The 23,052-nt window shown below is 43.0% G+C and carries 21 protein-coding genes; 12 read left to right on the top strand and 9 right to left on the bottom strand.

Features of this window, described 5'->3' with window-relative positions; all coding sequences use genetic code 11:
- The first annotated feature begins 203 nt into the window (after positions 1 to 203).
- A complete protein-coding gene (locus tag ACS8FB_RS13100) occupies positions 204 to 836 on the top strand; it encodes a superoxide dismutase (RefSeq protein WP_299221761.1) in 633 nt (210 codons plus the stop codon).
- Positions 837 to 947: 111 nt separating this feature from the next.
- Here ACS8FB_RS13100 and ACS8FB_RS13095 read toward each other — a convergent pair whose 3' ends face one another.
- Both ACS8FB_RS13095 and ACS8FB_RS13090 read right to left on the bottom strand, forming a co-directional pair.
- A complete protein-coding gene (locus ACS8FB_RS13095; RefSeq protein WP_439263535.1) occupies positions 948 to 1,766 on the bottom strand; it encodes a DUF72 domain-containing protein in 819 nt (272 codons plus the stop codon).
- Between the two features lie 200 nt (positions 1,767 to 1,966).
- Positions 1,967 to 3,013 (bottom strand): polyprenyl synthetase family protein, encoded by a 1,047-nt coding sequence (locus ACS8FB_RS13090; RefSeq protein WP_439263533.1) that lies wholly within the window; start codon positions 3,011 to 3,013, stop codon positions 1,967 to 1,969.
- Positions 3,014 to 3,616: 603 nt separating this feature from the next.
- Here ACS8FB_RS13090 and fadB point away from each other — a divergent pair.
- From fadB to ACS8FB_RS13070, 4 genes are all read left to right on the top strand, one after another.
- Positions 3,617 to 5,776 (top strand): fatty acid oxidation complex subunit alpha FadB, encoded by a 2,160-nt coding sequence (gene fadB / locus ACS8FB_RS13085; RefSeq protein WP_439263531.1) that lies wholly within the window; start codon positions 3,617 to 3,619, stop codon positions 5,774 to 5,776.
- Between the two features lie 206 nt (positions 5,777 to 5,982).
- A complete protein-coding gene (fadA, locus tag ACS8FB_RS13080; protein WP_439263530.1) occupies positions 5,983 to 7,155 on the top strand; it encodes an acetyl-CoA C-acyltransferase FadA in 1,173 nt (390 codons plus the stop codon).
- A gap of 251 nt (positions 7,156 to 7,406) precedes the next feature.
- Complete coding sequence (locus ACS8FB_RS13075; protein ID WP_439263528.1) at positions 7,407 to 7,982, top strand: isochorismatase family protein; 576 nt, start codon at positions 7,407 to 7,409, stop codon at positions 7,980 to 7,982.
- A gap of 91 nt (positions 7,983 to 8,073) precedes the next feature.
- On the top strand, positions 8,074 to 8,676 hold the full coding sequence (locus tag ACS8FB_RS13070; RefSeq protein WP_439263526.1) for a DUF1287 domain-containing protein: 603 nt from the start codon (positions 8,074 to 8,076) through the stop codon (positions 8,674 to 8,676).
- 127 nt (positions 8,677 to 8,803) lie between these two features.
- Here the strand turns inward: ACS8FB_RS13070 and asd are convergent, their stop codons facing one another.
- Positions 8,804 to 9,643, bottom strand: coding sequence for an archaetidylserine decarboxylase (gene asd / locus ACS8FB_RS13065; protein WP_439263524.1), 840 nt, complete (start codon positions 9,641 to 9,643; stop codon positions 8,804 to 8,806).
- A 118-nt stretch (positions 9,644 to 9,761) separates the two neighbouring features.
- Here asd and dtd point away from each other — a divergent pair, with 118 nt between their 5' ends.
- The 3 genes from dtd to phoR all read left to right on the top strand — a co-directional run bounded on the left by dtd (position 9,762) and on the right by phoR (position 12,218).
- A complete protein-coding gene (gene dtd, locus ACS8FB_RS13060; protein WP_439263522.1) occupies positions 9,762 to 10,214 on the top strand; it encodes a D-aminoacyl-tRNA deacylase in 453 nt (150 codons plus the stop codon).
- A gap of 129 nt (positions 10,215 to 10,343) precedes the next feature.
- The gene (gene phoB, locus ACS8FB_RS13055) at positions 10,344 to 11,048 is read left to right on the top strand and encodes a phosphate regulon transcriptional regulator PhoB (protein WP_439263520.1); all 705 of its coding nucleotides are present in this window, start codon (positions 10,344 to 10,346) and stop codon (positions 11,046 to 11,048) included.
- 60 nt (positions 11,049 to 11,108) lie between these two features.
- The gene (gene phoR / locus ACS8FB_RS13050) at positions 11,109 to 12,218 is read left to right on the top strand and encodes a phosphate regulon sensor histidine kinase PhoR (protein ID WP_439263518.1); all 1,110 of its coding nucleotides are present in this window, start codon (positions 11,109 to 11,111) and stop codon (positions 12,216 to 12,218) included.
- On the opposite strand, the gene ACS8FB_RS13045 is transcribed toward phoR, so the two are convergent.
- On the bottom strand, positions 12,215 to 12,805 hold the full coding sequence (locus ACS8FB_RS13045; RefSeq protein ID WP_439263516.1) for a M23 family metallopeptidase: 591 nt from the start codon (positions 12,803 to 12,805) through the stop codon (positions 12,215 to 12,217). The two genes, phoR and ACS8FB_RS13045, sit on opposite strands and share 4 nt — an antisense overlap.
- Before the next feature lie 250 nt (positions 12,806 to 13,055).
- On the opposite strand from ACS8FB_RS13045, the gene ACS8FB_RS13040 reads away from it, so the two are divergent.
- Positions 13,056 to 13,784, top strand: a complete 729-nt coding sequence (locus tag ACS8FB_RS13040; protein ID WP_439263514.1) for a 3'-5' exonuclease — start codon at positions 13,056 to 13,058, stop codon at positions 13,782 to 13,784.
- 31 nt (positions 13,785 to 13,815) lie between these two features.
- Here the strand turns inward: ACS8FB_RS13040 and ACS8FB_RS13035 are convergent, their stop codons facing one another.
- Positions 13,816 to 14,793, bottom strand: a complete 978-nt coding sequence (locus ACS8FB_RS13035; protein ID WP_439263512.1) for an alpha/beta hydrolase family protein — start codon at positions 14,791 to 14,793, stop codon at positions 13,816 to 13,818.
- A gap of 434 nt (positions 14,794 to 15,227) precedes the next feature.
- Here ACS8FB_RS13035 and ACS8FB_RS13030 point away from each other — a divergent pair, with 434 nt between their 5' ends.
- The gene (locus ACS8FB_RS13030; RefSeq protein WP_439263511.1) at positions 15,228 to 15,920 is read left to right on the top strand and encodes an LOG family protein; all 693 of its coding nucleotides are present in this window, start codon (positions 15,228 to 15,230) and stop codon (positions 15,918 to 15,920) included.
- 140 nt (positions 15,921 to 16,060) lie between these two features.
- Here ACS8FB_RS13030 and ACS8FB_RS13025 read toward each other — a convergent pair whose 3' ends face one another.
- Positions 16,061 to 17,656 (bottom strand): FAD-dependent oxidoreductase, encoded by a 1,596-nt coding sequence (locus ACS8FB_RS13025; RefSeq protein WP_439263510.1) that lies wholly within the window; start codon positions 17,654 to 17,656, stop codon positions 16,061 to 16,063.
- A 583-nt stretch (positions 17,657 to 18,239) separates the two neighbouring features.
- Between ACS8FB_RS13025 and ACS8FB_RS13020 the strand changes: the two genes are divergently transcribed.
- Positions 18,240 to 18,677, top strand: a complete 438-nt coding sequence (locus tag ACS8FB_RS13020; protein WP_299221809.1) for a COG4315 family predicted lipoprotein — start codon at positions 18,240 to 18,242, stop codon at positions 18,675 to 18,677.
- Between the two features lie 451 nt (positions 18,678 to 19,128).
- A complete protein-coding gene (locus ACS8FB_RS13015; RefSeq protein ID WP_439263507.1) occupies positions 19,129 to 19,407 on the top strand; it encodes a type B 50S ribosomal protein L31 in 279 nt (92 codons plus the stop codon).
- Between the two features lie 105 nt (positions 19,408 to 19,512).
- On the opposite strand, the gene ACS8FB_RS13010 is transcribed toward ACS8FB_RS13015, so the two are convergent.
- The 3 genes from ACS8FB_RS13010 to ACS8FB_RS13000 form a co-directional block, all read right to left on the bottom strand.
- Positions 19,513 to 20,388, bottom strand: a complete 876-nt coding sequence (locus ACS8FB_RS13010; RefSeq protein ID WP_439263505.1) for an SGNH/GDSL hydrolase family protein — start codon at positions 20,386 to 20,388, stop codon at positions 19,513 to 19,515.
- Positions 20,382 to 21,779: a nicotinate phosphoribosyltransferase gene (locus tag ACS8FB_RS13005; protein WP_439263504.1), complete on the bottom strand. Its 1,398-nt coding sequence runs from the start codon at positions 21,777 to 21,779 to the stop codon at positions 20,382 to 20,384. The genes ACS8FB_RS13010 and ACS8FB_RS13005 overlap by 7 nt, the downstream gene beginning before the upstream one ends.
- A gap of 198 nt (positions 21,780 to 21,977) precedes the next feature.
- Positions 21,978 to 23,030, bottom strand: a complete 1,053-nt coding sequence (locus ACS8FB_RS13000; protein WP_439263502.1) for a bifunctional nicotinamide-nucleotide adenylyltransferase/Nudix hydroxylase — start codon at positions 23,028 to 23,030, stop codon at positions 21,978 to 21,980.
- Between the last annotated feature and the right edge of the window lie 22 nt (positions 23,031 to 23,052).

Raw genomic sequence — 23,052 nt, 5'->3', positions numbered from 1 at the left:
ATCACTTGGCTTTTAAGTGAATAACAATGTTTACGCTAATTTGCTTAAATTAGCCTTTAGATTCATCCTGATGAGCACTAGCACATCAAGCAATAACGTTCATTCATTAACAATAAACTCAGCCAATTTAGCTCGGTATTTTGTGGTGTCTTGTTTGATATACACAAAATATGAGTGGCCAAATAAGCAAGGATAAAATAACTATGTCAAATATTAAACTACCAGATCTTCCTTATGCAAAAGACGCACTAGAGCCGCATATCAGTGCCGAAACTCTAGAGTATCACCATGATAAGCATCACGCAGCTTATGTGAATAAACTAAAAGACTTGTTACCAGGTTCTGGCCTAGAAGACAAAACGCTACCAGAGATCATTGAAGCGACTGCGAAAGACGACAGCAAGCAAACCATGTTTAACCAAGCAGCACAAGTTTGGAACCATACGTTCTACTGGAACTGCATGACGCCAGACAATGGTGGCGGCGAACCTACTGGTGATCTAAAAGGCAAAATCGAAGAAGATTTCGGTAGCTATGATAAGTTCCGTGAAGAGTTTAAAAATGCAGCAACGTCACAGTTTGGTTCAGGTTGGGCATGGCTTGTAACTGATAAAGTCGGTGGCAAACTATCTATTATGAAGACCAGCGATGCTGATAACCCATTGGCTCATGATAAAGTCGCGGTATTGACTTGTGATGTATGGGAGCACGCGTACTACATCGATTATCGTAACCGTCGTCCTGATTATGTCGATACGTTCCTAGACAAGCTAGTGAACTGGGACTACGCAAACGCTAAATACAAAGGTCAAGATGCAGGTGTTGAAGGTAAGTAAGCATTTTTAGACTTGACGAGTAAATAAAAAAAGGACGCTGAGAGGCGTCCTTTTTTTTGGTTTAAAGCATAAAACTATGTGGCGTTAATTGCTTTTCATATGGTTTAAATATCAAAGTACCTCAAATCCAAACTTATCCAAAGCATCCCTAAGCATCGCAATATTATAATAAGCATGCGCATTGACGGTGTTCTGAAAGAAGATGTATAACGTATCAAAATGTTGGCGCTGATTGGCAATTGCTTGCGCCCAGTCCTGCATCTCAGCCTCAGAGTAGCGATAATCATGACGATCACTCGCACTCATCGCATCCCACCAGTTTAGATTATTACCATGCATACGTAGGTAGCCAGTGCGCTGAGTAAATATCAGTCGTGACGGTGGTAGACCGCTGACCTTGGGATAATCGACGCTACACCAAATCAAGCCTTGTTCTTTAAAGCTATCGACTACTTGCGGAGTATGCCAACCGTTATGACGAAACTCGACTGCCAGCGGATAATCTTGAAACCAGCTAACAAGATTGGCTAGATAAAGCCGATGTTCGCGAGTGCGATCAAAGCCATGTGGAAATTGCAGTAGTAGTGGTGCTAGACAATCGGCTTCGATGAGCGGTGATAAAGCGTTAAAGAATGCTTGTGCATGTTCGGCAGTGCCTTTACATCCATGAGTGAAGTCTTGATGCAGCTTTACGGCAAACTTCAACTCGCTATCGGCTTGCTCATAAGCTTTATTAATCATACCAGCAAAGGCTTTTTGCCCGATAGGCGCATAAAAGGTGCTATTAATCTCAACCGCGCCATATTGCTTGGCATACTCTTGTAAGAAGTCCGTCTTTTTAGTGTCAGTTGGATACAGCGTACCTAGTAAGTCAGTATCGCTATAACCGCCAGTGCCGAGGTAAATACGCGGAATAGGGGTACTTTCCATGTTGACCACTCTTTGCTGTTTTTGATGATTAAAGTTTTAACGGAGTTTTTAATCTATAGTCAAGATCAAATAAAACAGATACATGGTTTTATGACGTGTGACTGGTATAAATTTTCCTTGTTTGCTGTGCCTACGCCGACAGAGGCTGCAAAAAATTCATACCAGTCACGCTATATCGTTTCTACATTGAGTTGACTGTATTATTTTTTACGCGACCATAACCATTCTATCAATGCTAATAACGCATTGTTGTCTTCATTACCACTAAGTTCGCGAGTGATAGCGGCTTGTCCATTATTAAATAATGATTGGGCGTAGTCTTTGGCAGCGCTCACGCCCATTAATTTGACATAGGTGGATTTGTCTAGTTTTTCATCACTACCAGCAGGTTTGCCTAAGGCGTCGGTGGTTGTAGTGACGTCCAAGATATCATCTTGCACTTGAAAGGCCAGTCCAATATGCTGCGCGCATTCTTGTAATGCCATACGTTGCAAAGCCGTTGCTCCGGCACAAATACCACCCATTAGCATAGCCGCTTCAATTAACGCCCCAGTTTTGTCGCGATGAATGGCCTCTAATTCTTCTTGAGAAATATTAGTATGCGCTTCAGCATTCAGATCCAGCATTTGACCTGAGACCATGCGGCGAGCGCGCGGTGCAAACACGGCCAATAGCTGGCTTGCAATGTCTGAATCAAAAGGCGCGAAGGTAGGCAGCTCTGCGGTTAAAACCTCAAAGGCCAAAGTTTGCAATACATCACCCGCCAGTAGTGCCGCCGCTTCGTCAAACACAATGTGACAAGTTGGCTGGCCTCGGCGCAGCTCATCGTCATCCATGCATGGCAAGTCATCATGTACCAGTGAGTAGGTATGCAATAGCTCTACAGCCAATGCAGCGCGGCGACACATGTCATAATCTGAGTCGTTTTCTAGCAGTGATTGCAAGTCAGCGATTTTTACGTGATCGGTTAAATTTGAGTTGTCAGATAAATCATCTGTCTCGATATCTGCTTCACCATCTACATTTATACTGGCATCAATACTGACAAAACTACTGGCCACTAATAAAGGTCGTACCAATTTGCCTTGTCCAGTCATCATATAGCGACATGCGTCATCAAGCGGACTTGGTAAGTTTGCATAAGCAAATAATACGTCAATATCTTGCGCTAACTGTGCGCGTAATGTGCTATAAAAGTGCTCAAAATTGGTAAAAGGAACAAAACGAGGCGCAGTAGAAACAGACATAACTCAACCAACCACCATATAAATAAAAATAGAGAATACATGAATAAAAATAGATAACAAGCCAGTGTAACATGATAGCTGATATGGCTTATGCGTATATGCTAAGCGCTGTTTTATTTTGGTTACGTATTGGTGATTTAACTTATAGGTTGAATGTGTTTTGATGAAGTAATCACACGTCTTGGTACTGTTGTTCAATCAAATAGATGGTATTTAAAATTCACAAGCCAATACGCATATAAAAAAGCTAGTGACAAGGTATAAAGTACAAGGTAGATGTCAGTGATTGGTTGACGAGTTTGGATTTTATCAATTAATGTTAATAGTGACTTGTGAGTCTGGTATTAGCTTGTGACAGTTGGGGGCATAATCCCCTACACTAAATGACGTCAAAACAGTATAACCAAGCGCCATATCGATGAGCGCAGAATAATAAACACATCATCACTGTCTTTTATCAGTCGTTGGGTTATAGACTGATAAATTGACAGTAATTTTATTCGTTTTATTTACAAACATTAGCTAGTTATTTTCACTCTAAAACGTAGCTTTTATAATTTGATCTTTATTACATAGCTTTTATTACATAGCAAGGAGTTTCAAATGGTATACCAAGGAAATCGCATCACGGTGACAATGCTAGAGGATGGCATCGCCAACATGCAATACAACGCCGAAAATGAGAGCGTGAACAAGTTCGATGCCGAAACCAACAAGCAATTTGATGAAGCGATAAGCGCGCTTGAAAAGTCTGATGACGTTAAAGGTTTAATTGTCACCTCAAGCAAAGGCGTATTTATCGCTGGTGCTGACATCACTGAATTCGTCGGCTCATTTAAGAAGCCAGAGAGTGAGATTAAGGATTGGGTTGTCGGTATTAACGATACTTTTAACCGTTTTGAAGACTTACCGTTCCCAAAAGTAGCGGCTATCAATGGCGCAGCACTAGGCGGTGGTTGTGAGATGACCTTAGTGTGTGAATATCGTGTCATGAGTGACAAAGCGATTATCGGTCTACCAGAAACTCAGCTAGGCATTTTCCCAGGTTTTGGTGGTACGGTTCGTAGTACACGTGTAATCGGTATCGATAACGCGCTTGAGCTAATCGCCACTGGCAAGCCAAAAAAACCATTGGAAGCTCTCAAGCTAGGCTTGGTTGATGCAACCGTTCCTGCTGATGACTTACAGGATGCTGCCATTGATTTGGTCAAAAAATGCATCTCAGGTGAGCTTGATTGGCAGGCCAAGCGTGAAGAGAAACTAAACCCTGTTAAGCTAAACCAGCTTGAGCAAGCGATGGCGTTTAACAGTGCCAAAGGCATGATCTTCTCTAAAGCCAATCCTAAGCAGTACCCAGCACCAGCCATCGCGATCGAAGCGATTGAAAAGCATGTTAACTTGCCACGTGATAAAGCGATTGAAGTTGAAGCTGCTGGTTTTGCAAAAGCTGCCAAAACGCCACAAGCAGAGAGCTTGGTTGGTCTGTTCTTGAATGATCAATTGGTTAAAAAATTAGCGAAGCAGCACAGCAAGCAAGCACATGATATCAATGAAGCGGCCGTACTAGGCGCTGGTATCATGGGCGGCGGTATCGCTTATCAGGCAGCCAGCAAGGGCTTGCCAATTATCATGAAAGACATCAAGTCTGAGCAATTAGATTTGGGTATGAAAGAGGCCAGTAAGATATTAAGTAAAATGGTCGATCGTGAGAAGATGACCCCAGCCAAAATGGGTGAAACTTTAAGCCGTATCCGTCCAACGCTGAACTATGGTGACTTTGCTGAGACTGACATCGTCATCGAAGCGGTAGTAGAAAACCCTAAGGTTAAGCATGCCGTGCTCAAAGAAGTAGAAGGTCTAGTAAAAGAAGATGCGATTTTGGCATCTAACACCTCAACGATTTCTATCACTCATTTGGCAACAGTACTTGAGCGTCCAGAAAACTTCGTCGGTATGCACTTTTTTAACCCAGTACATCGTATGCCACTGGTGGAAGTTATCCGCGGTGAAAAGTCCTCTGAAGAAGCGATTGCAACCACCGTTGCATTGGCCTCCAAGATGGGTAAAGTACCGGTTGTGGTTAACGACTGCCCAGGTTTCTTAGTAAACCGCGTATTGTTCCCATACTTCGGTGCGTTTGATTTATTGCTTAAGCAAGGTGCCGATTTTGTCCATGTTGACAAGGTCATGGAGAAATTTGGCTGGCCAATGGGTCCTGCTTACTTAATTGATGTGGTCGGTCTAGACACTGGTGTGCACGGCGCAGAAGTCATGGCGGAAGGCTTCCCTGACCGCATGAAGCCTGATTATAAAGGTGCGATCCAGCATTTATATGAAAACGAGCGTCTAGGTCAAAAGAACGGCGTTGGGTTTTATAAGTACGAAACAGATAAGCGCGGTAAGCCGAAGAAAGTCGCTGACGACGCCACTTATGAGCTATTAAAAACCACGACAGATAGCGACACGCGGGAATTTGATGATCAAACCATCATTGACCGCACTATGCTGGCTTTCTGTAATGAGACCGTACGCTGTCTAGAAGACAATATCGTCAGTACGCCAAGTGAGGCTGATATGGCGATGATCATGGGTGTTGGTTTCCCGCCGTTCCGCGGTGGTCCTTGCCGTTATATCGACCAAATGGGTCTAGATAACTACTTGGCACTGTGTGAAAAGTACGCACACCTTGGCAAAGCCTATGAAGCCCCGCAAAAGATTCGCGACATGGCAGCTGCAGGTGAGACTTTTTACGCCACAGCGTAACGAGCATACCGTATAAGGATAAGTGGGGTGCGTTTGCAAGTATCGCTGATAGCAATGGCTATATCGAGAAAGTGAACAGCAAGCGTACCGTTTTGTTCGGTTCAATTTGTTTCTAGCCCTAAAAAGTTAGGTATACAAGTACATATCGTATCTAGTATCAAAGCGAACTGATAACACTGACAATAAAAATTGAAAAGGAAAATAGTATGACAACTTTAAGTCCAAAAGATGTGGTCATCGTAGACGGTGTACGCTCAGCCATGGGAAAATCTAAAAACGGTATGTTTCGCCATGTTCGTGCTGATAATATCTCAGCGGAATTGGTCCGTGCTTTGGTAGAGCGTAACGATTTCGATACCAACGATGTCGAAGATATTATTTGGGGCTGTGTCAACCAGACGCTTGAGCAAGGTCTGAACATCGGTCGTAATATTGGTCTGCTGGCTGGTATTCCAAAGACCGCTGGCGGTCAAACCGTTAACCGTCTATGCGGCTCTTCTATGCAGGCGCTACATACGGCAGCGGCGCAAATCATGACCAACCAAGGTGATGTATTTATCATTGGCGGCGTTGAGCATATGGGTCACGTTGGTATGATGCATGGCGTGGATCTAAACCCAGCAGCCTCTAAGCATTATGCAAAAGCCTCAAACATGATGGGTTTGACAGCTGAAATGCTTGGTCGTATGAATAACATTACCCGTGAAGAGCAAGACGCCTTCGGTCTTGAGTCACATCGCCGTGCATGGGCTGCGACTACTGAAGGTCGTTTTGACAATGAAATCATCGGTATCGAAGGTCATGATGCCGCTGGTCGTCTGCAACTATGTACTGTTGATGAAGTGATTCGTCCAGATGCGACAATGGAGCAAATGCAAAAGCTACGTCCAGCCTTTGATCCTAAAGGCGGTACAGTAACGGCTGCGACCTCATCAGCCTTGTCAGATGGTGCGTCAGCAATGCTAGTAATGAGCGCACAAAAAGCCAAAGATTTAGGTCTGAAGCCTCGTGCCCGTATTCGCAGCATGGCTGTCGCTGGCTGTGATGCCGCTATCATGGGTTATGGACCTGTACCTGCCACGAACAAAGCCCTGAAGCGCGCTGGTATGAGCATCGATGATATGCAAACCATCGAGCTAAACGAAGCCTTTGCAGCGCAAGGCTTGTCAGTACTTAAAGCCTTGAACTTGACTGACAAGCAAGACATCGTCAACATCAATGGCGGTGCCATTGCTCTAGGTCATCCACTAGGCTGTTCGGGTGCTCGTATCACGGTTACCTTATTAAACGCTATGGAGCAGTCTGACACTGAGCTTGGCCTTGCAACCATGTGTATCGGTCTAGGTCAAGGTATCGCGACCGTGATTGAGCGTGTTTAAGATTTTGAAATAGCAGTCGTTTTGTAAAATTTAAATATGCTAACCCAAGCCTTCGGTTAAATAACTGGAGGCTTGTTTGTGTGTAAACAATCAAAAACCATCTATGACATAACGTTCATAAGTTGTTAATAAAGATTATGTTTATTGACGCACCGGACGAAATATGACTAAATGAGCGTATATCAAATAACAACAAATCAATCATTTAGTCTGTAGCGATGTGCTACAAACGTACAAGGAGTGTACTCAATATGGCCACTATGATTACCGATCGTACTTATCGCATCGCTCGTGAAAACACGCAAGCAATGCTTATCGATGTGCAAGAGCGCCTAACGCCGCACATTTATGATCACGAAAACATCGTCAAAAAAATAACAACGTTGATAAAAGGTCTACAGGCCCTTGATATCCCTATTATGCTTAATGAGCAATATAAAAAAGGTCTCGGTGATACGTTACCTGAAGTTTTTGAGCTATTAGAAGGTGATAATGCTAAAAGTTTTGAAAAAGTTACATTTAGCGCTTGCGACAACGATGATTCATGGCATTATTTGGCGCAGCAAAACCGTAGTATCGTTCTACTATTTGGCGTTGAGACGCATGTGTGTGTCATGCAAACGGCGTTAGATTTACTGGATAATGGCATGCAACCAGTCATCGTTGGTGATGCGGTAGGATCACGCTTTCCATATGATAAAAAACAAGCCATACGGCGTATTCGCCGCGCAGGTGGGGTAATTACTACGGTTGAGACCATATTGTTTGAGCTATGTCGCACAAGTCGCGACCCTGCATTTAAGACTATTAGTAATCTGATTAAGTAGTCAATTATCGTTAAAGGTAGTTATTAAACAATCTAGATAATGAAGTGCCTAGTCAGATTTTATTAAAAATAGACAATATAAGGCATAAAAGATGAATAGGGTAAAGCAGTACGGTTTTAAACCGCTCTTAGCAGTTGTATTTTTAATAATGATGATACAACCAGTGATGGCTGCCAGTCCTAACAGCAGTGGTAGCAAGCTGGCAGCAGATGCCAAAAAACAAATCGGCGTGACAGTCAATTATGACGCCACTTATCAAAAACTGGACTTTCCACGTGGTGATGTACCGATGAAAACGGGGAGAAGTACCGATGTCATCGTACGTGCTTATCGTTTGCAAAATATAGATTTACAGCAGCTGGTCAATCACGACATGAAGTCAAATTGGTCAGAATATCCAAAGAATTGGGGATTAAAGTCACCGGATAACAATATTGACCATCGCCGAGTGGCCAATCTTGAAGTGTTTTTTGAGCGTCATGGAAAATCATTATCTGTCACTGACAAAGACAGTTTTAAGACAGGGGATATTGTGACGTGGCGACTGCCAAAAGACAACGTGCCGCATATTGGTATCGTCTCAAACAAAAAGACTGCCGATGGAACGCCGCTTATTATTCACAATATTGGAGATGGTACGCAAGAAGAGAATATCCTTTTCACCTATCCTATTGCCAAACATTTTCGTTACTAAAACATTTGGTACAGATGATATGAAGTTATTCATAGTGTAAACGATGGATAATATGGCGCAAAACAAAACCCAGCCAATAGTGTCATGAGTGTCATGCTATTGACTGGGTTTTTTATTGGGGTTTTATTTATTTTCCCGTATGGGCAGCCCCTAGTAATTGACCCATTTGTACCACGCTGTTCGCCATTATATTATCTTGCCAGTCAGCTTTTGCAGCTTTAGGCAATATAACAATGGCGGTTGACCCCAGATAAAAGCGCCCAAGCTCATCACCTTGAGCCAACACCATACTATGCTCAGCTTCTTGAATATCGTCGGTACGGGTAATTTTTCCTGTCGCTACCGTCTCAATACCGGCGACAATCATAGCGCCAACCATCACGACTGCTGCTTTGCCGTATTCGGTATCAAACATACAAACCAAACGCTCGTTACGGGCAAATAAGTCGGGCACGTTAGCAGCAGTGGTATTATTGACTGAAAATAATGTACCTGGCACATAGCGAGTTTTGGTCAAGGTACCTGTAAAAGGCATGTGCACACGGTGATAGTTGCTGGGCGCTAGATAAACAGTAGCAAAACTACCATCAGCGAAGTAACTACCATCATCACTATCAGCAAGTAGCTGTCCGATGTCGTAGTAACGCCCTTTAGCCTGAAGTAGCTTATGATCGTTAATTTGACCAAGCTGCGAGACAATACCGTCAGCAGGGCTTACAATGCCATGGACGGTAGTATCGATAGCACGAGCATCATCTTTGAGTTCACGGGTAAAAAAATCGTTAAAGCTCTCGTAAGCATTTAAGCTTTGACGTTCGTATTCATCCAACTTTACATCATATGCTTTTGCAAAGCTGCGAATAAAAGCACGTTTAACCATTGGATGACGGCTAGCCGCCAAACGTCCAGCAACTTTACTAAGTTTTTGCTGCGGTACAAACTGCTGAATGGTGGTAAATAAAGTCATAAAGGGTTACCAAAGTAGTTGTTAAAATAAGAAAATAAAAGTTAGAAATAATAAATATTTATATTTTACCATGGTCAGTACTCAATCGTATGACCATAATTGTTTAAGGAAGCAGTTTATGAAAGCTCTAATCCAGCGGGTAAACCGTGCTAGTGTTATAGTTGATGAATGTTGTATAGGCTCAATTGAACATGGGCTCTTGGCATATATTGGCTTAGGACCCGATGATGACTTACAACAGGCAAAACGTATGATCGATAAGATTGTCACTTATCGTGTTTTTGAAAATACAGCTGATCCAGCTAAACTTGGCAAACTGGATAAAAATGTACAACAGGTAGGTGGCGGATTATTACTGGTATCACAATTTACCTTGATGGCCAAAACAGACAAAGGACGACGCCCTGACTTTGGCGGTGCGATGCCGCCCGAGGCTGCAAAAGTATTGTTTGAGCAATTAGTCGCTTATGCAAAGACTCAGCATCCCAACGTTGCAACGGGACAGTTTGGAGCTGATATGCAAATCGATAGCGTCAATGATGGGCCTCTAAACTTTTTGTTAGAAGTTTAAAGAGCGAATGTCATCAAACTGTCATAATTAACGCGTTTAATAGACGGTCATTAACGAGTGTTTACCGTCTTTTTTAGCCCAAACTTCCCTCTTATATAATTATTCAGCGCTTAATAATAAGGTTGTCCTATGCATAATGAGCAAATTTTGATTGTCGAAGATGAGCCTGCCATTCGTGAAATGGTGGTGATGACATTGGAGATGGCTGGATTTGACAGCTTGCAAGCGGCTGATGTGTCAGAGGCGCATCAACAAGTGGTTGATCATCGTCCTGCGCTTATCTTATTAGATTGGATGTTACCTGGAGATAAAAGCGGTATTGATTTTTGTCGTATGCTTAAAAGCGATGAGCTGCTTGCTGAGATACCAGTCATTATGCTGACGGCCAAAAGTGAAGAGGACAGTAAAGTTCATGGGCTTGATGCGGGTGCTGATGATTATATGACCAAGCCTTTTTCGACACGAGAGCTAATCTCAAGGATTAAAGCGGTATTGCGTCGTAGTAGTGCGCTGAGTGCTGATAAGTCTATCGAGATAGGTAAGCTGAGCCTAGACCCTAAAAGCCAACGCGTCACGGCCAATGATAAGGTTGTGGATATCGGACCGACAGAGTATAGGCTATTGGCGTTTTTTATGAGTCATCCAGAGCGTGCCTATACGCGCGCACAACTGCTCGATCAGGTATGGGGCGGTAATGTCTATATCGAAGATCGGACAATTGATGTGCATATCAGGCGTTTGCGTAAATTATTAAAGCCCCACGACTGCGATACGTTGATTCAAACAGTGCGAGGTACTGGTTATCGGTTCTCTAGTCTCATTGAGCCAGTATGAGCCAGTTTAAACAGAACGACATATGAATGACAAAGTAACGCAGTAGATAGTCGTAAGGGTATGAAAGATATGATAACGCCTATAGAAAACGAGCAACAAAACGAGCCAGAACAGCACCCGCAAGATCAAGCAACTCAGCAAGAAGTGATGGGCCAGCTCAAAAAAATCAGAAGCTCATTACGCGCTCTACAAGACGCCGTAATACTGCTCAATAATGATGATAGTTTAGAGTGGTGGAATCAAGCTGCTGAAGATTTACTATTGCTACAAGTAGCAGATAAAGGTAAGAGTATTTTTGATTTTATCAATGTGCCTGAGTTTCGCCAGTACTATCAAGCCATGACGACACCCAACGATGGTGTGCATATGGCTTCTTGGCGAGATCCTAAGCGTTACTTGAAATGCGAGCTCACCCCTTTTGGGGACGAAAAACTATTAATCATTTATGATGTGACTCGTCTGCATCATTTGGAACAAATGCGCCGCGACTTTGTGGCAAATGTCTCACATGAGCTTAGAACGCCCTTGACAGTCCTCATGGGTTATCTCGAAAACTTCTCAGATCAGCCAGACATGCCGCCGCATTGGCAGCGTGGGTTTGAGCTGATGACCCAGCAGACAGCGCGTATGAATAGAATCGTCAATGATTTATTACTGTTGTCTCGGATTGAGATTGAAGAGACGCATGAGTTTCATTATATTAATATGACCAAAATGCTAACCCATATCTACGATGATGCCCAAGCTTATAATAGCGAATATGGGCATAGCATACATTTGCAGATAGATACCTATGATGGCTTATACGGGTCAGAGATGTATTTAAATAGCGCCTTGTCTAACTTGGTCATCAATGCCATCAAATACACACCCAAAGGCGGTAATATCACAATCAGCTGGGCCAAGACCTCTGAAGGCTGCCGTTTTGCTGTTGAGGATGATGGTATCGGTATTGCACCCCAGCATATCACGCGGTTGACTGAGCGTTTTTATCGTATCGATAGTGGACGTAGCCGTGCCACAGGCGGCACTGGGTTAGGTCTCGCAATTGTCAAACACGTCCTATATCAATACGATGTAAACTTACAAATTGAGTCAACAGAGGGCGTAGGGTCGACGTTTAGTGCGTTGTTCCCCGCCAACCATGTACGATCTGAGCCTACGCTTTAGTCTTTTTGTAAAAGTGGGTAAGGATTGACAGCACTGCCGCTGATATAAATACCATAATGTACGTGCGGCGGTGTACCTTTGGCATTACCACTGTCACCAACATAGCCTATGATATCACCAGCATTTACCCAGTCGTTGGGAGTTATATCAGCATAATCTTCTAGGTGTGCATAATAATGTCCTGCACCGCCAGGACCTACGACCATCACCACACGTCCGCCTAATGTATTTTCGCCAACCTTACTGACAATGCCTTGCGTCGTTGACTGTACTGGTGTGCCGCGCGGCGCAAAGATATCGATGCCTTCATGCGTGCGACCTTGGCTACGAGCAGCGCCCCAAGTATCGGTCAAGTGCTGATCTGGTAGTGGACTTGGCAAGCTATCTTCTGTTGGCAACTCTTGTTGTAGCAGACTCAACTGTTGCCATTTTGCGACGACAAAGGACTGTGTTTGTTGACTGATACTTGGGAGAAGTTTGTCGAATACAAATAATAAGGCCAATAGCACAGCAGCTTTGATTAACACACTCAGCATACGGCGCAAACGTGCAGGCTTTGGTTGCTGGTTTTTTTGATCTACTGGCATCGACATCTCTTATTGTGTTTTGTGGTTTACTCTAAATCGTGTTGGACATTTACAAAGGTCGAGTGTACAACACACCTTAATATTATAGATGCCTTGTTCTTTAATGTTTGTATGTCATTGTTATATGACGCTTTTATCCCCATAAAGACTGAGCATGCATATGACAATACTATAGTTAGTATAGAAAAAAATCGATACTTTTATAAGAATTTACTACTGGCATAGATTTTATAGTGAATTGGCTAGATTCTTGACTGACTCTTTTGGGACTAATACTGATGACTGGTTTTTTATGACTGATACTGCGCTTGTTATTGATACTGAAACCGACCAAGGTCGAGATCCACGACCTATCCAAGTTGCAACCATTAATGTGGCCAGTGGGTTTGAGTGGATGAAATACTTTAACAGTGGCCGTCCTATATCACCAATTGTGATCAAAGTTCATGGCATTACCGATGATGATGTCGCTGGACTTGAGCGTTTTGAATTGGATGAATTTGACTTGCCGCAGTATCTGATTGGCCATAACGTACGCTTTGATTGGCGAGTGATCGGTAGGCCGTCTGCTAAGCTGATTTGTACCGTGCGACTGGCGCGCGTCGCTTTTCCAGAATGGCGCTATTATGGGCAGTCCAAATGTATTGAGCAGTTATTGGGACAAGAGGAAGCTAGCAAAATGACCATTGCTGCACATGATGCACTAGGTGATGCGCGCATGTGTTATTTGCTTTACCAAGCTTGCTGTGAGCGCCTACAAATCAAGCCCATAGATTTTGAGACAGCGCACAAGATTTCGAACACCGCCAACCCAGTCGCGAAGATGCCATTTGGTAAGTATAAAGGCAAGCTTATTAAAGAAGTACCTATTGGTTACGTTAAGTGGATGCTAGGCAACATTCATAACATGACACCGTCATTGCATTCTGCTTTGACTAAGCGCCTCAAGGCAGAAGAGGCTAATAGCATCAACAAATAAATAAGCGGTTTGAATATAAGATGCATTATATTTATTGTGATTGCTCGTTTAGCCAATCCACTGCCATTTGCCACAGTTTAGGAGCTTTAGCGTTGGTTCTACTACTAAAATAGCGCATGTGTCCAATGCTGTTTAGGCCAAAGTCTTTTGGATCAAAGATGCGTTTTTCGATTGGCATTTTGGTAAATACGCGAATCATGTCATCCATGTTTTTACTATTGGCAATGTCATCATCGCTAAAGCCGAGCCATAATGCTGGCATGCTAATCTCAGCATAAAAATGCGTGTGGACACTTTTGCCAAAGGCGGTCTTGATATAGCCTGCGCCATTGCACCACGCGCGCCACTGACGAGCTACGCCGCGCGGTAGCGGCTCGCCCATACCGATTTTATCAGCTGGGGTGTAGCCTAAGGTTAAGTTAGTGAGTGGAATAAAGGCGTCCATAAAACCCATGGCCTTGAGCTTATAAGGCATGTCCATATTTTTAATGCGCCCTGATGAACAAGCGACATTAAAAACTGAAGCAATAGAGGCATAGTTGGGCATAAGGCCAATCAGCTGACCGCCTGCGCTATGGCCAATCAGGTGATAAGTGGCATTACCGAACTCATCTTGTAAGGCATCGAGGGCGGCTGGCATATCATGTCGCCCCCAACTGATAAGAGAGGCATCACATTTGGTCAAATCGGTCGTCAGCGACTCACCAATACCTTCATTATCAAAGGTTAGTACTCCAAAGCCTTGCTCTGCTAAAAAAGTCGCGAAACTGTGATAGAACTGACGTTTGATACCAGTCGCTGGCGCGATCATCACGGCTGTGTTTACAGAAGTTTTAGGACGGTAGACGGTCGCTGCTAACGCTCGATTGCGATCAGATATGATGGTCAACGCATAAGTATCGATACTTGTAACCTTCGTCTCTAATGGAGCGTTGCTTGTAGTATCAAGAGGCGTGGCAGACATGCGCTCTTGTTTATTTGCAGAAAGTGGTGTTTGGTTTTGATGCATTGCCATACCTTATGATGTGTACCAATAAGCGATGATTATTAATAAATGATATGCTGTAAAGGTTAGCATACTTGTAAGTACAGCGTATTATTACCAAGATTGGTCATTATACGTCAGTGATAAAAAGTTGTTATTAGCCATTAACATAGCTTATGCTAAGAGGAATGCTAGCAAGACAAATGCTTGGTTGTATCTCTTTATCTAACATTATCTTTTATCGTTTATATATTCCAAAGTCCGAAAATAGACGTGAAACCAATTTATGTTTATTATGCGTAATTAACAGAGCATCGACAACACTCTATCTACAATGAAAAATAAACACACTTGGTATCAGCTGCGAGCAATGTATTTGTTCAAAGCACACAATTATTAAAACAGTTTAATATAGTCATACACACAAATGATAATCCATACAAAATTAGGGGCGCTTTATGCAAATGAAAATTAACAATGACACTTATGAAGTATTGACCAGCCAAGATATTGCACATATTGAAAAGGCAGTAGATAAATCAGCGTTGACTATGCCATTGGTCGCAGTCTATTGCGGTTCGCGTTTGGGCAATAGTGATATTTATGAGCAAGCAGCACGTGAGTTGGGACAAGCCTTGGCAAAAAACGGTATGGGCTTGGTATATGGTGGTGCCAGTATTGGTCTTATGGGCTCAGTGGCTGACGAAGTTATCAAAGGCGGGGCACAAGCTGTCGGTGTGATTCCAACGTTTATGCTCAAACATGAAATTGCGCATGACCAGCTAACACGGCTGCATCTGACTGATACGATGCACACACGTAAAACGGTCATGGCAGAGTACGCAGACGCTTTTATTACGTTGCCAGGCGGGCTTGGGACATTAGAAGAGATAATGGAGATTGCCACATGGCGTCAGCTGTATCAGCACGAAAAACCGATGATTATTCTCAATATTAATGGCTTTTATGATCGTATGATTGAGCATTTAAAATATACCACTGAGCAAGGCTTTATGAAGCAGCAAGATCTCGATCGTTTGGTGGTGTGCAATACTATCAACGAAGCAATCGACTTACTACAGACACTAGTAACGATAGAAGATGCGGTTGATACAGAGAAGATGGCTGGAAATGAAAGCCAAGTATCATAAGGTCAATCAATTGATAAGTAAGATAGCCTGTATTCATTATTAGTAGTTATATAGCAGGATAGAAAAAGGAGCAGACAACCAGTATTTGGTCATCTGCTCCTTTTTTGTATTTTCTTACCTGTGTGAGTTGGAGTGATATATTATATTGTGTTAGACGCCAAATTTGCTAAAGTGGCTTCACGAATACTGCGATTGACACCAGCCATAGCTTGAGGAAACCCACGCTCCTCAGCCAGTACGCGTGCCACATTATCAACAGCTGTACTGTCGTTATGTACAAGATAAGTCCATTCGTGCGCATAACGACGACGATCCTCAGCAGTATCGTTTGCGATCAGTCCAAGCTGTGTTAATTCATGAACGATCTGATCAGCGGCAATCAAGGTTGATGAGGCTTTGACGTTTTCAGCGCGCGCGTAGCGTATATTAGAATATAAGCTTACATCAGCCACTCGTAATGTGTCATCCTTGCCCGGGATTTGTTGTCCTCCATATAACGCATTACCAATGGTACGTGCACTATTAAACGTCGGTACAAACTCAGCCACATATTCAATCGCTTGCTGGCTACGTGCTTGTAATGGGGCTTTGTCCCAGCCATCTTCGATATAGTGTACATATTGCTGCGGTAACTTAGGCTGGGCGCTACCTTTATTAGAAGCAACTAAACCATCATTGAATAAAGTAATCGCCTTACTCATACCATGAATTTGAAAATAACCATCTGGGTAAGGCGTGAGCTGTGCCATACCTTCTGGTGTGCCTCGATTACCATAGACAATAATCTCTGGTATTTGCCCGCCTGCATCATCCCAGCGCGTGATATAAGAGGATTTAAATTCAACCATACGCGTGACTTTAACCCCGACCATATCGTCGATAACTCCAGTACGAAAACCACAGGCATTCACTAGGTAGTCGACTTCAACCGCTTCCGTTTGTGATGCATTAGCCTGCTGGTAGTCAATACGCCACTTGGTAACATGATGATCCGCATTTGTACAATTCTCACAATCGACTGGCATCACTTGCTTAACTTGTGTGTCAGTAAAGACATGAGCATGATTGTATTCTTCTAATGCTAGCTGCGCAGATGCTGCTAAACGAAAAATGTTCCAGCCATATTCTTGTACAACAATCAGTGGAAACTTAACTTTATTTAAGTCCAAATATTTAGCAACGGGTATCATCCATTCATCAACTGTCTCTGGTACCGCAACTTGCTCTTGTTCAGAAAGCTCGATCATCTTTTCATGACTATATAGTTGATAGTAATTGTCAGGCTCGCCCAATACTTTGTTATTAGCATCTTGCGCGATAAGCTCACGATAAGCGTCTGTTAAGATATCAAGGCGCGGCAATAAGTCTTCAGGTAGCCCTTCATCACGTGTCGGCACTGCAAATACAGTCGGGCGTACATCAATGGTATAAGGATAAAGGCGCAAAATATCGATACATTGTTCAAGGAGTGCGACGCAGTCTTCGTCAGGTATTTCGCGGTACAAGTTGCCACCTGCATGCAAATGGCACATTGGCGGACCGTCAATTAAGGATTTTTTCTTTTCAAACAAATAAGTTTCAAGCCCTAAGGCTGCAAGACGAATAGCAATCGTTGCGCCTGCTGTACCACCACCTAATATACCCACACGTTTAGCAGGGGTATTGAGCTTTGCTGTCTGAGATAAAGCATCGCCTAAGGCTAATTTTGATTGATCTTTAATAAAAGTTTGAGTCATTGTCGTTGTCATATCCTTGATAGTCTCATCTTGAGACCGTATTCAGCGTATTCGTTAAAATTTCGTTAGAAGTATCTGGTTGAATGTATGGTATGTACTGATATGTGTATGCTAACTACCAAGTTCAACACATATATGAAGTCGTGAGAGTCATGTTTTTAATTGTTTAGCCATACTTACATTCTATGGTGTTATTTTACGAAAATCTGTAATGAACATGACGGTAAATACGTAATTTGATGCATTAATTTTGTCAACAAACAGTGATGGAATGTACGGTTTAAACAGGACATTTTAAATGAGCAGGCAATATCAAAACTTTATCAAAAAATACCTATATGGTATTTGAATAATAAAAAATGGACGTTTTTAATTAATTTGTAAGTTTAAGGCGCTTTTGTAAAATTATATTCTAATGGAAACGACAGGTTTGTAGCGTATGCTATATTGAGACGCTTGCAGTCGGATTTAGGCGTATATTGTATGGTTAAAGACATCGCTAAACAAACGCTAAGATAAAAGACCACAAGTAAAAAGAGACATATAAATTTGAACCCATATTGTTTTTAATTACAAGGAAGTTATGATGAAAAATATTCTTATGTTGTCTGCGTTGACAGGAGTTTTGACGCTCACAGGGTGCTCTACGTTAAACAACGTATTTGGCAATGACACATCAGGTATGCATGATGTGCAAGCGACGAGCAATAACACTGTACCAGTGGCGAGTAAAAACGGTATGCTGGTTGATGCAACCAATCATATGACTTTATATACTTTTGATAAAGATTCGATGAATAAATCAGAATGTGGTAGTGCTTGCTTGGTAGCTTGGCCTGCATTTATGGCACCTAGTAATGCCAAGGCTTCTGGTCAGTTTGCTGCTTTTCAACGTGAAGACGGTAAATATCAATGGGCCATGAATGGTAAACCATTATATTTTTATGCCAATGATACCAAAGTGGGTGACAAAGACGGCGACAATAAGCTTGGCGTTTGGCATATTATTCCAACCAAATAAAGCGTAATGCAAATAATAAGAAGACAGTCATTATAGTGGCTGTCTTTTTTATAAAATGCTTGTCACGTACAGCGCTGGGCCAAAGCAGATAATAAGCAATTAAATTTATTCTACTTTTTTCTATCAGATCGCCATTAGTCGAGGTAGAGACGTCGGTTATGATAGCGCTGTTTGAAGCTGTGATATCATGGACTATGCGCTCATTGTTGCTAGCAGTATAAGTACTGAGGACTTACATGCTGCTTGCATCAAATACCAAAAACCGTTAAAATCGCGGTTTAATTTTCCCGCTGGGGAAGGCTAAGAGAGCAAGGATATGGTGCTGAGTGCTGGAATAAGCCAGTGACGCAGTTGCCAGATTTGTACATGTCCTTAGTGCCTCAGTTACGTATGCAATCATCTGACCATTGGTCGATGATGTTAAGCATACATCGGACATAGAGAGCTTATTATGCGTAAAGATATCCATCCTGATTACCAAGAAGTTTTGTTCCATGATACTAATGCTGACGTGTTCTTTTTGACGCGCTCAACAGCCAAGACTAAAGCGACTCGAGAATATGAAGGTAAAGAATACCCATATTATCCACTTGATATCTCAAGTGCATCGCATCCTTTTTATACTGGTGAGCAGCGTAAAACTTCTACTGAAGGCCGTGTTGCAAGCTTCAACAAGCGCTTTGGCGCGTTTGGTGGCCGTAGTAAGAAAACCGCTGACTCTGCTGAGTAATTTGCGCTTATTGCGTCAAGTTATTTTGCTAAGCCATAAAAAAACCGCTGATAATTCAGCGGTTTTTTTTATGGCTTTTTTAAAGTACTTTATAAATGAAAACTTTTAATAGTCATTCTTATTGTTGATGACTACATTATCAAAGGACGAGCCGAGCAGTTGACCCATGAGCTCTGCCAACTGCTGTGCCCAAAAGCCATACGTTAAGCTACTGGGATGAAAGCCGTCGCTGGCAAACATAGTGGCGCTATCGATAGGGGTACCGTTGGCATGCTTTTCTGTCATTAGCGTAAAGTTTGCTGCCATATAATGTACATCATTATATTTGGCACAAACATCCTGCAATACTTGGTCGAGCTTCGTGGCTTTTGCCCCGATAAAGTTATTAAGCGGTGACGGTAAAGCAGGCATCTGCGCCATTGGTGGTAGGCTTGAGAAAATAAGTGTTTGTACGCCAAACTTACGCTGAGCAATGGTGATGATTTGCTCAAGTTGATGTTGCCATTTTGCTGTAGAGACGTTGGAGGTCGTATCATTAACGCCGACACTCAAAACCATAATATCAACTGGCTGGCTGGGAGTAGGTAGAATATATAATCGGCGCAAAATATCGAAACTGGTATGTCCCGTTGTCGCTTGCAACTCCCAGTTTAGTGCATCGAAATGAGCGTTAATGACTGGTTGTTGCTGCAAGGCAGGTATCAACTTGCCAGCAAGCGCTTCTTGCTGCGTTAAACTACCAACACCAGCGGCTGCAGAGTCCCCAACGATCATTAAGCTTAGCGTTCTTGTAATCTTACTTACTGCCATTTTAGCAGAGTCACGTAATTGAGAGTCACCTAATTGAATATGACCGTGTCTTTCGCCATCTGGTTCAGGAAGGCGCACAGTGTCGCGTTTGACTTTGTGACCTTGATATAAGTAAATAGGGGCGAGTAATACGTCTTTTGCAATGCCAGACATCTTAATAGGAGCTACCATCCTGCGCGCTCCCGTATGCTAGTGAGACTGTCTTCTATGAGCAGTTTGCCATCGATATAGATATCACGTAACAAGTTAGCTGTATCAGTATTTAAATCATCTATTTTTATGGTTTTTATTTGTCCGTTATCGTCTTTTATTAGTGCTAAACGGCCTTTTTTTGAGCGTTTAGAATGGCTGGTGATGGGGTCTTTATAGATGTCTTTCCATACGTCATTGATACAGATGGCGCTGGCCTTCATCGCCCAGTTCATCGTATCGCGATTGACCTGTTGCAAGAGGCCACCGCCCATACCAAAGGTAATATTCTCTGCGCTAAAGCCAGCGTTCATCACGACATCGATGATTTTACTCAAACTTTGCGGGCTAATACCGTCTCCTTGGATAATACGTACGTAATCAGGCAAGACTTTATAGCCTTTGCTGTTAAGGGTCGTGCCAAACCTTACTGCTAAGCGCTCTAATGCCTCACGTACCACTTTGGTCGGCTCGCCACTATCTGGTCGAATAACCAAGGTGCCACCCATATTTTTGACATCGTCTTTTAACGCCTTGCCCCAGATATTATCAATAGCATTCCACAAATCATAGCTATCAGAAACTACTGAAAAGGCTTTATCTTTGCCACCAAACTGTTCAATCATATTGGAAAAAGCCGCAGTCTCTCCATCGCGGCCCCAGGCAGTCATGGTGCTGTGTTCAGCGGCAGGAATGGAAAACGCTGGCATGTCATTGTTCATTTGATACCAACGACTAGCAGCAACCAAAGCAGCCATAGAGTCAGTACCGGCAAAATTAACCAAATGTGCTAAGCTACCGAGTGCCACCGACTCATGACTAGAAGCGCCGCGTGAGCCAAAATCATGCAAACGAAAGATGAGAGATTCTAAATTATCAGCAGACTTCTCTAACGCGCGGCGGATAACGCCTTTACAATAATGTGACACGCTAGCGACAGTGGAGGGGTACCAGATGGCACGCAGTAGGGCAGTTTCGATATAGCTTGGTAACCAATAAAACTCAGGATCCGTATTGGTAATTTGGCAAACGACATTGGATACAGGCACGATACTGCCTTCAGGCACAGCCTCGATACGCAGAGGCAAATAACCACCATGCTTATCGACCAAACGCTCCCAGCCAGCACGATTAAACGTCAAACCGTGAGCATGAATCACGGTTTCAGCTTCATCAATATCTTGATGAGTGATAGGGGTACTTAAATATTCTTTAATAAAGGCTTGCAAGCCAAAAAACACCACATCATAGTCGCCACCACGAGCTTCAATGTAGCTAGACAGGTACTCACTGCCAGCTGGGTATTGCACCCAATGTGAAGTCTTATAACTGTCGCTATTAAGAATTAAATTGTTCAAATTACTAGTATACATCACAGAACTCCTCTGCTTTAAGATGCCGCAGCTGCTTTTTTGAATGACAGTTGCGACGGTTAGCCCTTGCTGTCTATCGGCTTAGGCAGTGAAACTAATAGAATAAAAATTTATTAAAGAAAGCTAGTAGAATCATATAGAATTTTGTCGGTTAGTCATCATTTAAATAATGAACTAAACGGTCGACTAAATGAGCTATTACAACCCAACCATTTTGGTGATGATCGCGTAATGGTCTTCAAACATCATGGTGGAATCAAGCTCAGCGAGTGGTAGCCAAAAAGCGTGCACAGCATCGTCGCCACCTTTTACTTTTGGTAGACCTTTTGCGTCGTTCTTGAGTTGAAAGTAAAAGGCTTGGGTAAGCGTGCGTCCGCGTGCCGAGCGGTAGGGGTCATCAAAAGTATGCTGACTGTGGCAAGAACCGCGCAGCACAGCCTCAGGGACTTTTAACCGAGTCTCTTCACGTAGCTCACGGATGCAGGCGTCAAACAAGGTCTCTTTTGGATTAAGGAAACCACCTGGCAGCGCCCAGAGTCCTCGCCCTGGCATGCTGCGCCGCTCTACCAACAATATGTGTCCTGACTGTACAACCAAAGCATCAGCAGTCATAAATGTCGGTGGGTAAGGTGCAGACTCCCACTGTTTTTTATACTTATCAATAAAGCCTGCTTCCTCATGCAGCTGCTGATAATGACTTGTCTTTTTAAATTCATCTAAGACTTTGCGAGTCGACTCAGGCGTGCGCTCAGGGGTAGGTGTTGCGCCCATTAGGTAACTATCGCGGATGGGGGTAGCAGATAAGTTATGATAATTGGGAACAGAAACCGATGCCCAGTTCGGAAACAACGACAAGTAATAAGAAGAGCTGTCTTTAGAGTGACCAATAAGACCAATATCAGCATTTAGATCACCGGTAACAGATTTGACGCCTGCTTGCACATATTGTAGCCAGCGCGTGTCATTATAGAGTGCATCATCCAAGCCCACACAATGTATACGGGCTGCCTCTTCAGCTGAATATGCACCTTGAATCATAGCTGCACGCTCAGCAACACTGAACGGATTGCGCAAGCTACGCGGCAAGTTCGCCGAACCGATCAACATAATGACTTCATCAGCACGTTTTAGTGCTTCGTCAATGACGGCTTTATGACCACAGTGGAATGGCTGAAAGCGACCAATAAATATCAGATAGCGGTAATGTTTGCTATCTTGCTTATCTGAATGTTGCTCTGATAATTCACTCATAGACGCCGACTTCCTACTACGT

The sequence above is a fragment of the Psychrobacter sp. 1U1 genome (assembly GCF_051847535.1).
Taxonomy (GTDB): Bacteria; Pseudomonadota; Gammaproteobacteria; order Pseudomonadales; family Moraxellaceae; genus Psychrobacter; species Psychrobacter saeujeotis.
The sequence above is the reverse complement of the archived record's forward strand: the minus strand, read 5'-3'. Positions and strand labels throughout refer to the sequence as shown.

Coding starts and splice junctions, on each gene's coding strand:
- dtd (WP_439263522.1), top strand. CDS start 9,762: ATGAAAGCTCTAATCCAGCGGGTAAACCGTGCTAGTGTTATAGTTGAT.
- ACS8FB_RS13010 (WP_439263505.1), bottom strand. CDS start 20,388: ATGGTAGCTCCTATTAAGATGTCTGGCATTGCAAAAGACGTATTACTC.
- ACS8FB_RS13075 (WP_439263528.1), top strand. CDS start 7,407: ATGGCCACTATGATTACCGATCGTACTTATCGCATCGCTCGTGAAAAC.
- fadA (WP_439263530.1), top strand. CDS start 5,983: ATGACAACTTTAAGTCCAAAAGATGTGGTCATCGTAGACGGTGTACGC.
- ACS8FB_RS13005 (WP_439263504.1), bottom strand. CDS start 21,779: ATGTATACTAGTAATTTGAACAATTTAATTCTTAATAGCGACAGTTAT.
- ACS8FB_RS13035 (WP_439263512.1), bottom strand. CDS start 14,793: ATGCATCAAAACCAAACACCACTTTCTGCAAATAAACAAGAGCGCATG.
- fadB (WP_439263531.1), top strand. CDS start 3,617: ATGGTATACCAAGGAAATCGCATCACGGTGACAATGCTAGAGGATGGC.
- ACS8FB_RS13095 (WP_439263535.1), bottom strand. CDS start 1,766: ATGGAAAGTACCCCTATTCCGCGTATTTACCTCGGCACTGGCGGTTAT.
- ACS8FB_RS13070 (WP_439263526.1), top strand. CDS start 8,074: ATGAATAGGGTAAAGCAGTACGGTTTTAAACCGCTCTTAGCAGTTGTA.
- ACS8FB_RS13020 (WP_299221809.1), top strand. CDS start 18,240: ATGATGAAAAATATTCTTATGTTGTCTGCGTTGACAGGAGTTTTGACG.
- ACS8FB_RS13045 (WP_439263516.1), bottom strand. CDS start 12,805: ATGCCAGTAGATCAAAAAAACCAGCAACCAAAGCCTGCACGTTTGCGC.
- phoR (WP_439263518.1), top strand. CDS start 11,109: ATGAAAGATATGATAACGCCTATAGAAAACGAGCAACAAAACGAGCCA.
- ACS8FB_RS13025 (WP_439263510.1), bottom strand. CDS start 17,656: ATGACTCAAACTTTTATTAAAGATCAATCAAAATTAGCCTTAGGCGAT.
- ACS8FB_RS13015 (WP_439263507.1), top strand. CDS start 19,129: ATGCGTAAAGATATCCATCCTGATTACCAAGAAGTTTTGTTCCATGAT.
- ACS8FB_RS13090 (WP_439263533.1), bottom strand. CDS start 3,013: ATGTCTGTTTCTACTGCGCCTCGTTTTGTTCCTTTTACCAATTTTGAG.
- ACS8FB_RS13030 (WP_439263511.1), top strand. CDS start 15,228: ATGCAAATGAAAATTAACAATGACACTTATGAAGTATTGACCAGCCAA.
- phoB (WP_439263520.1), top strand. CDS start 10,344: ATGCATAATGAGCAAATTTTGATTGTCGAAGATGAGCCTGCCATTCGT.
- asd (WP_439263524.1), bottom strand. CDS start 9,643: ATGACTTTATTTACCACCATTCAGCAGTTTGTACCGCAGCAAAAACTT.
- ACS8FB_RS13000 (WP_439263502.1), bottom strand. CDS start 23,030: ATGAGTGAATTATCAGAGCAACATTCAGATAAGCAAGATAGCAAACAT.
- ACS8FB_RS13100 (WP_299221761.1), top strand. CDS start 204: ATGTCAAATATTAAACTACCAGATCTTCCTTATGCAAAAGACGCACTA.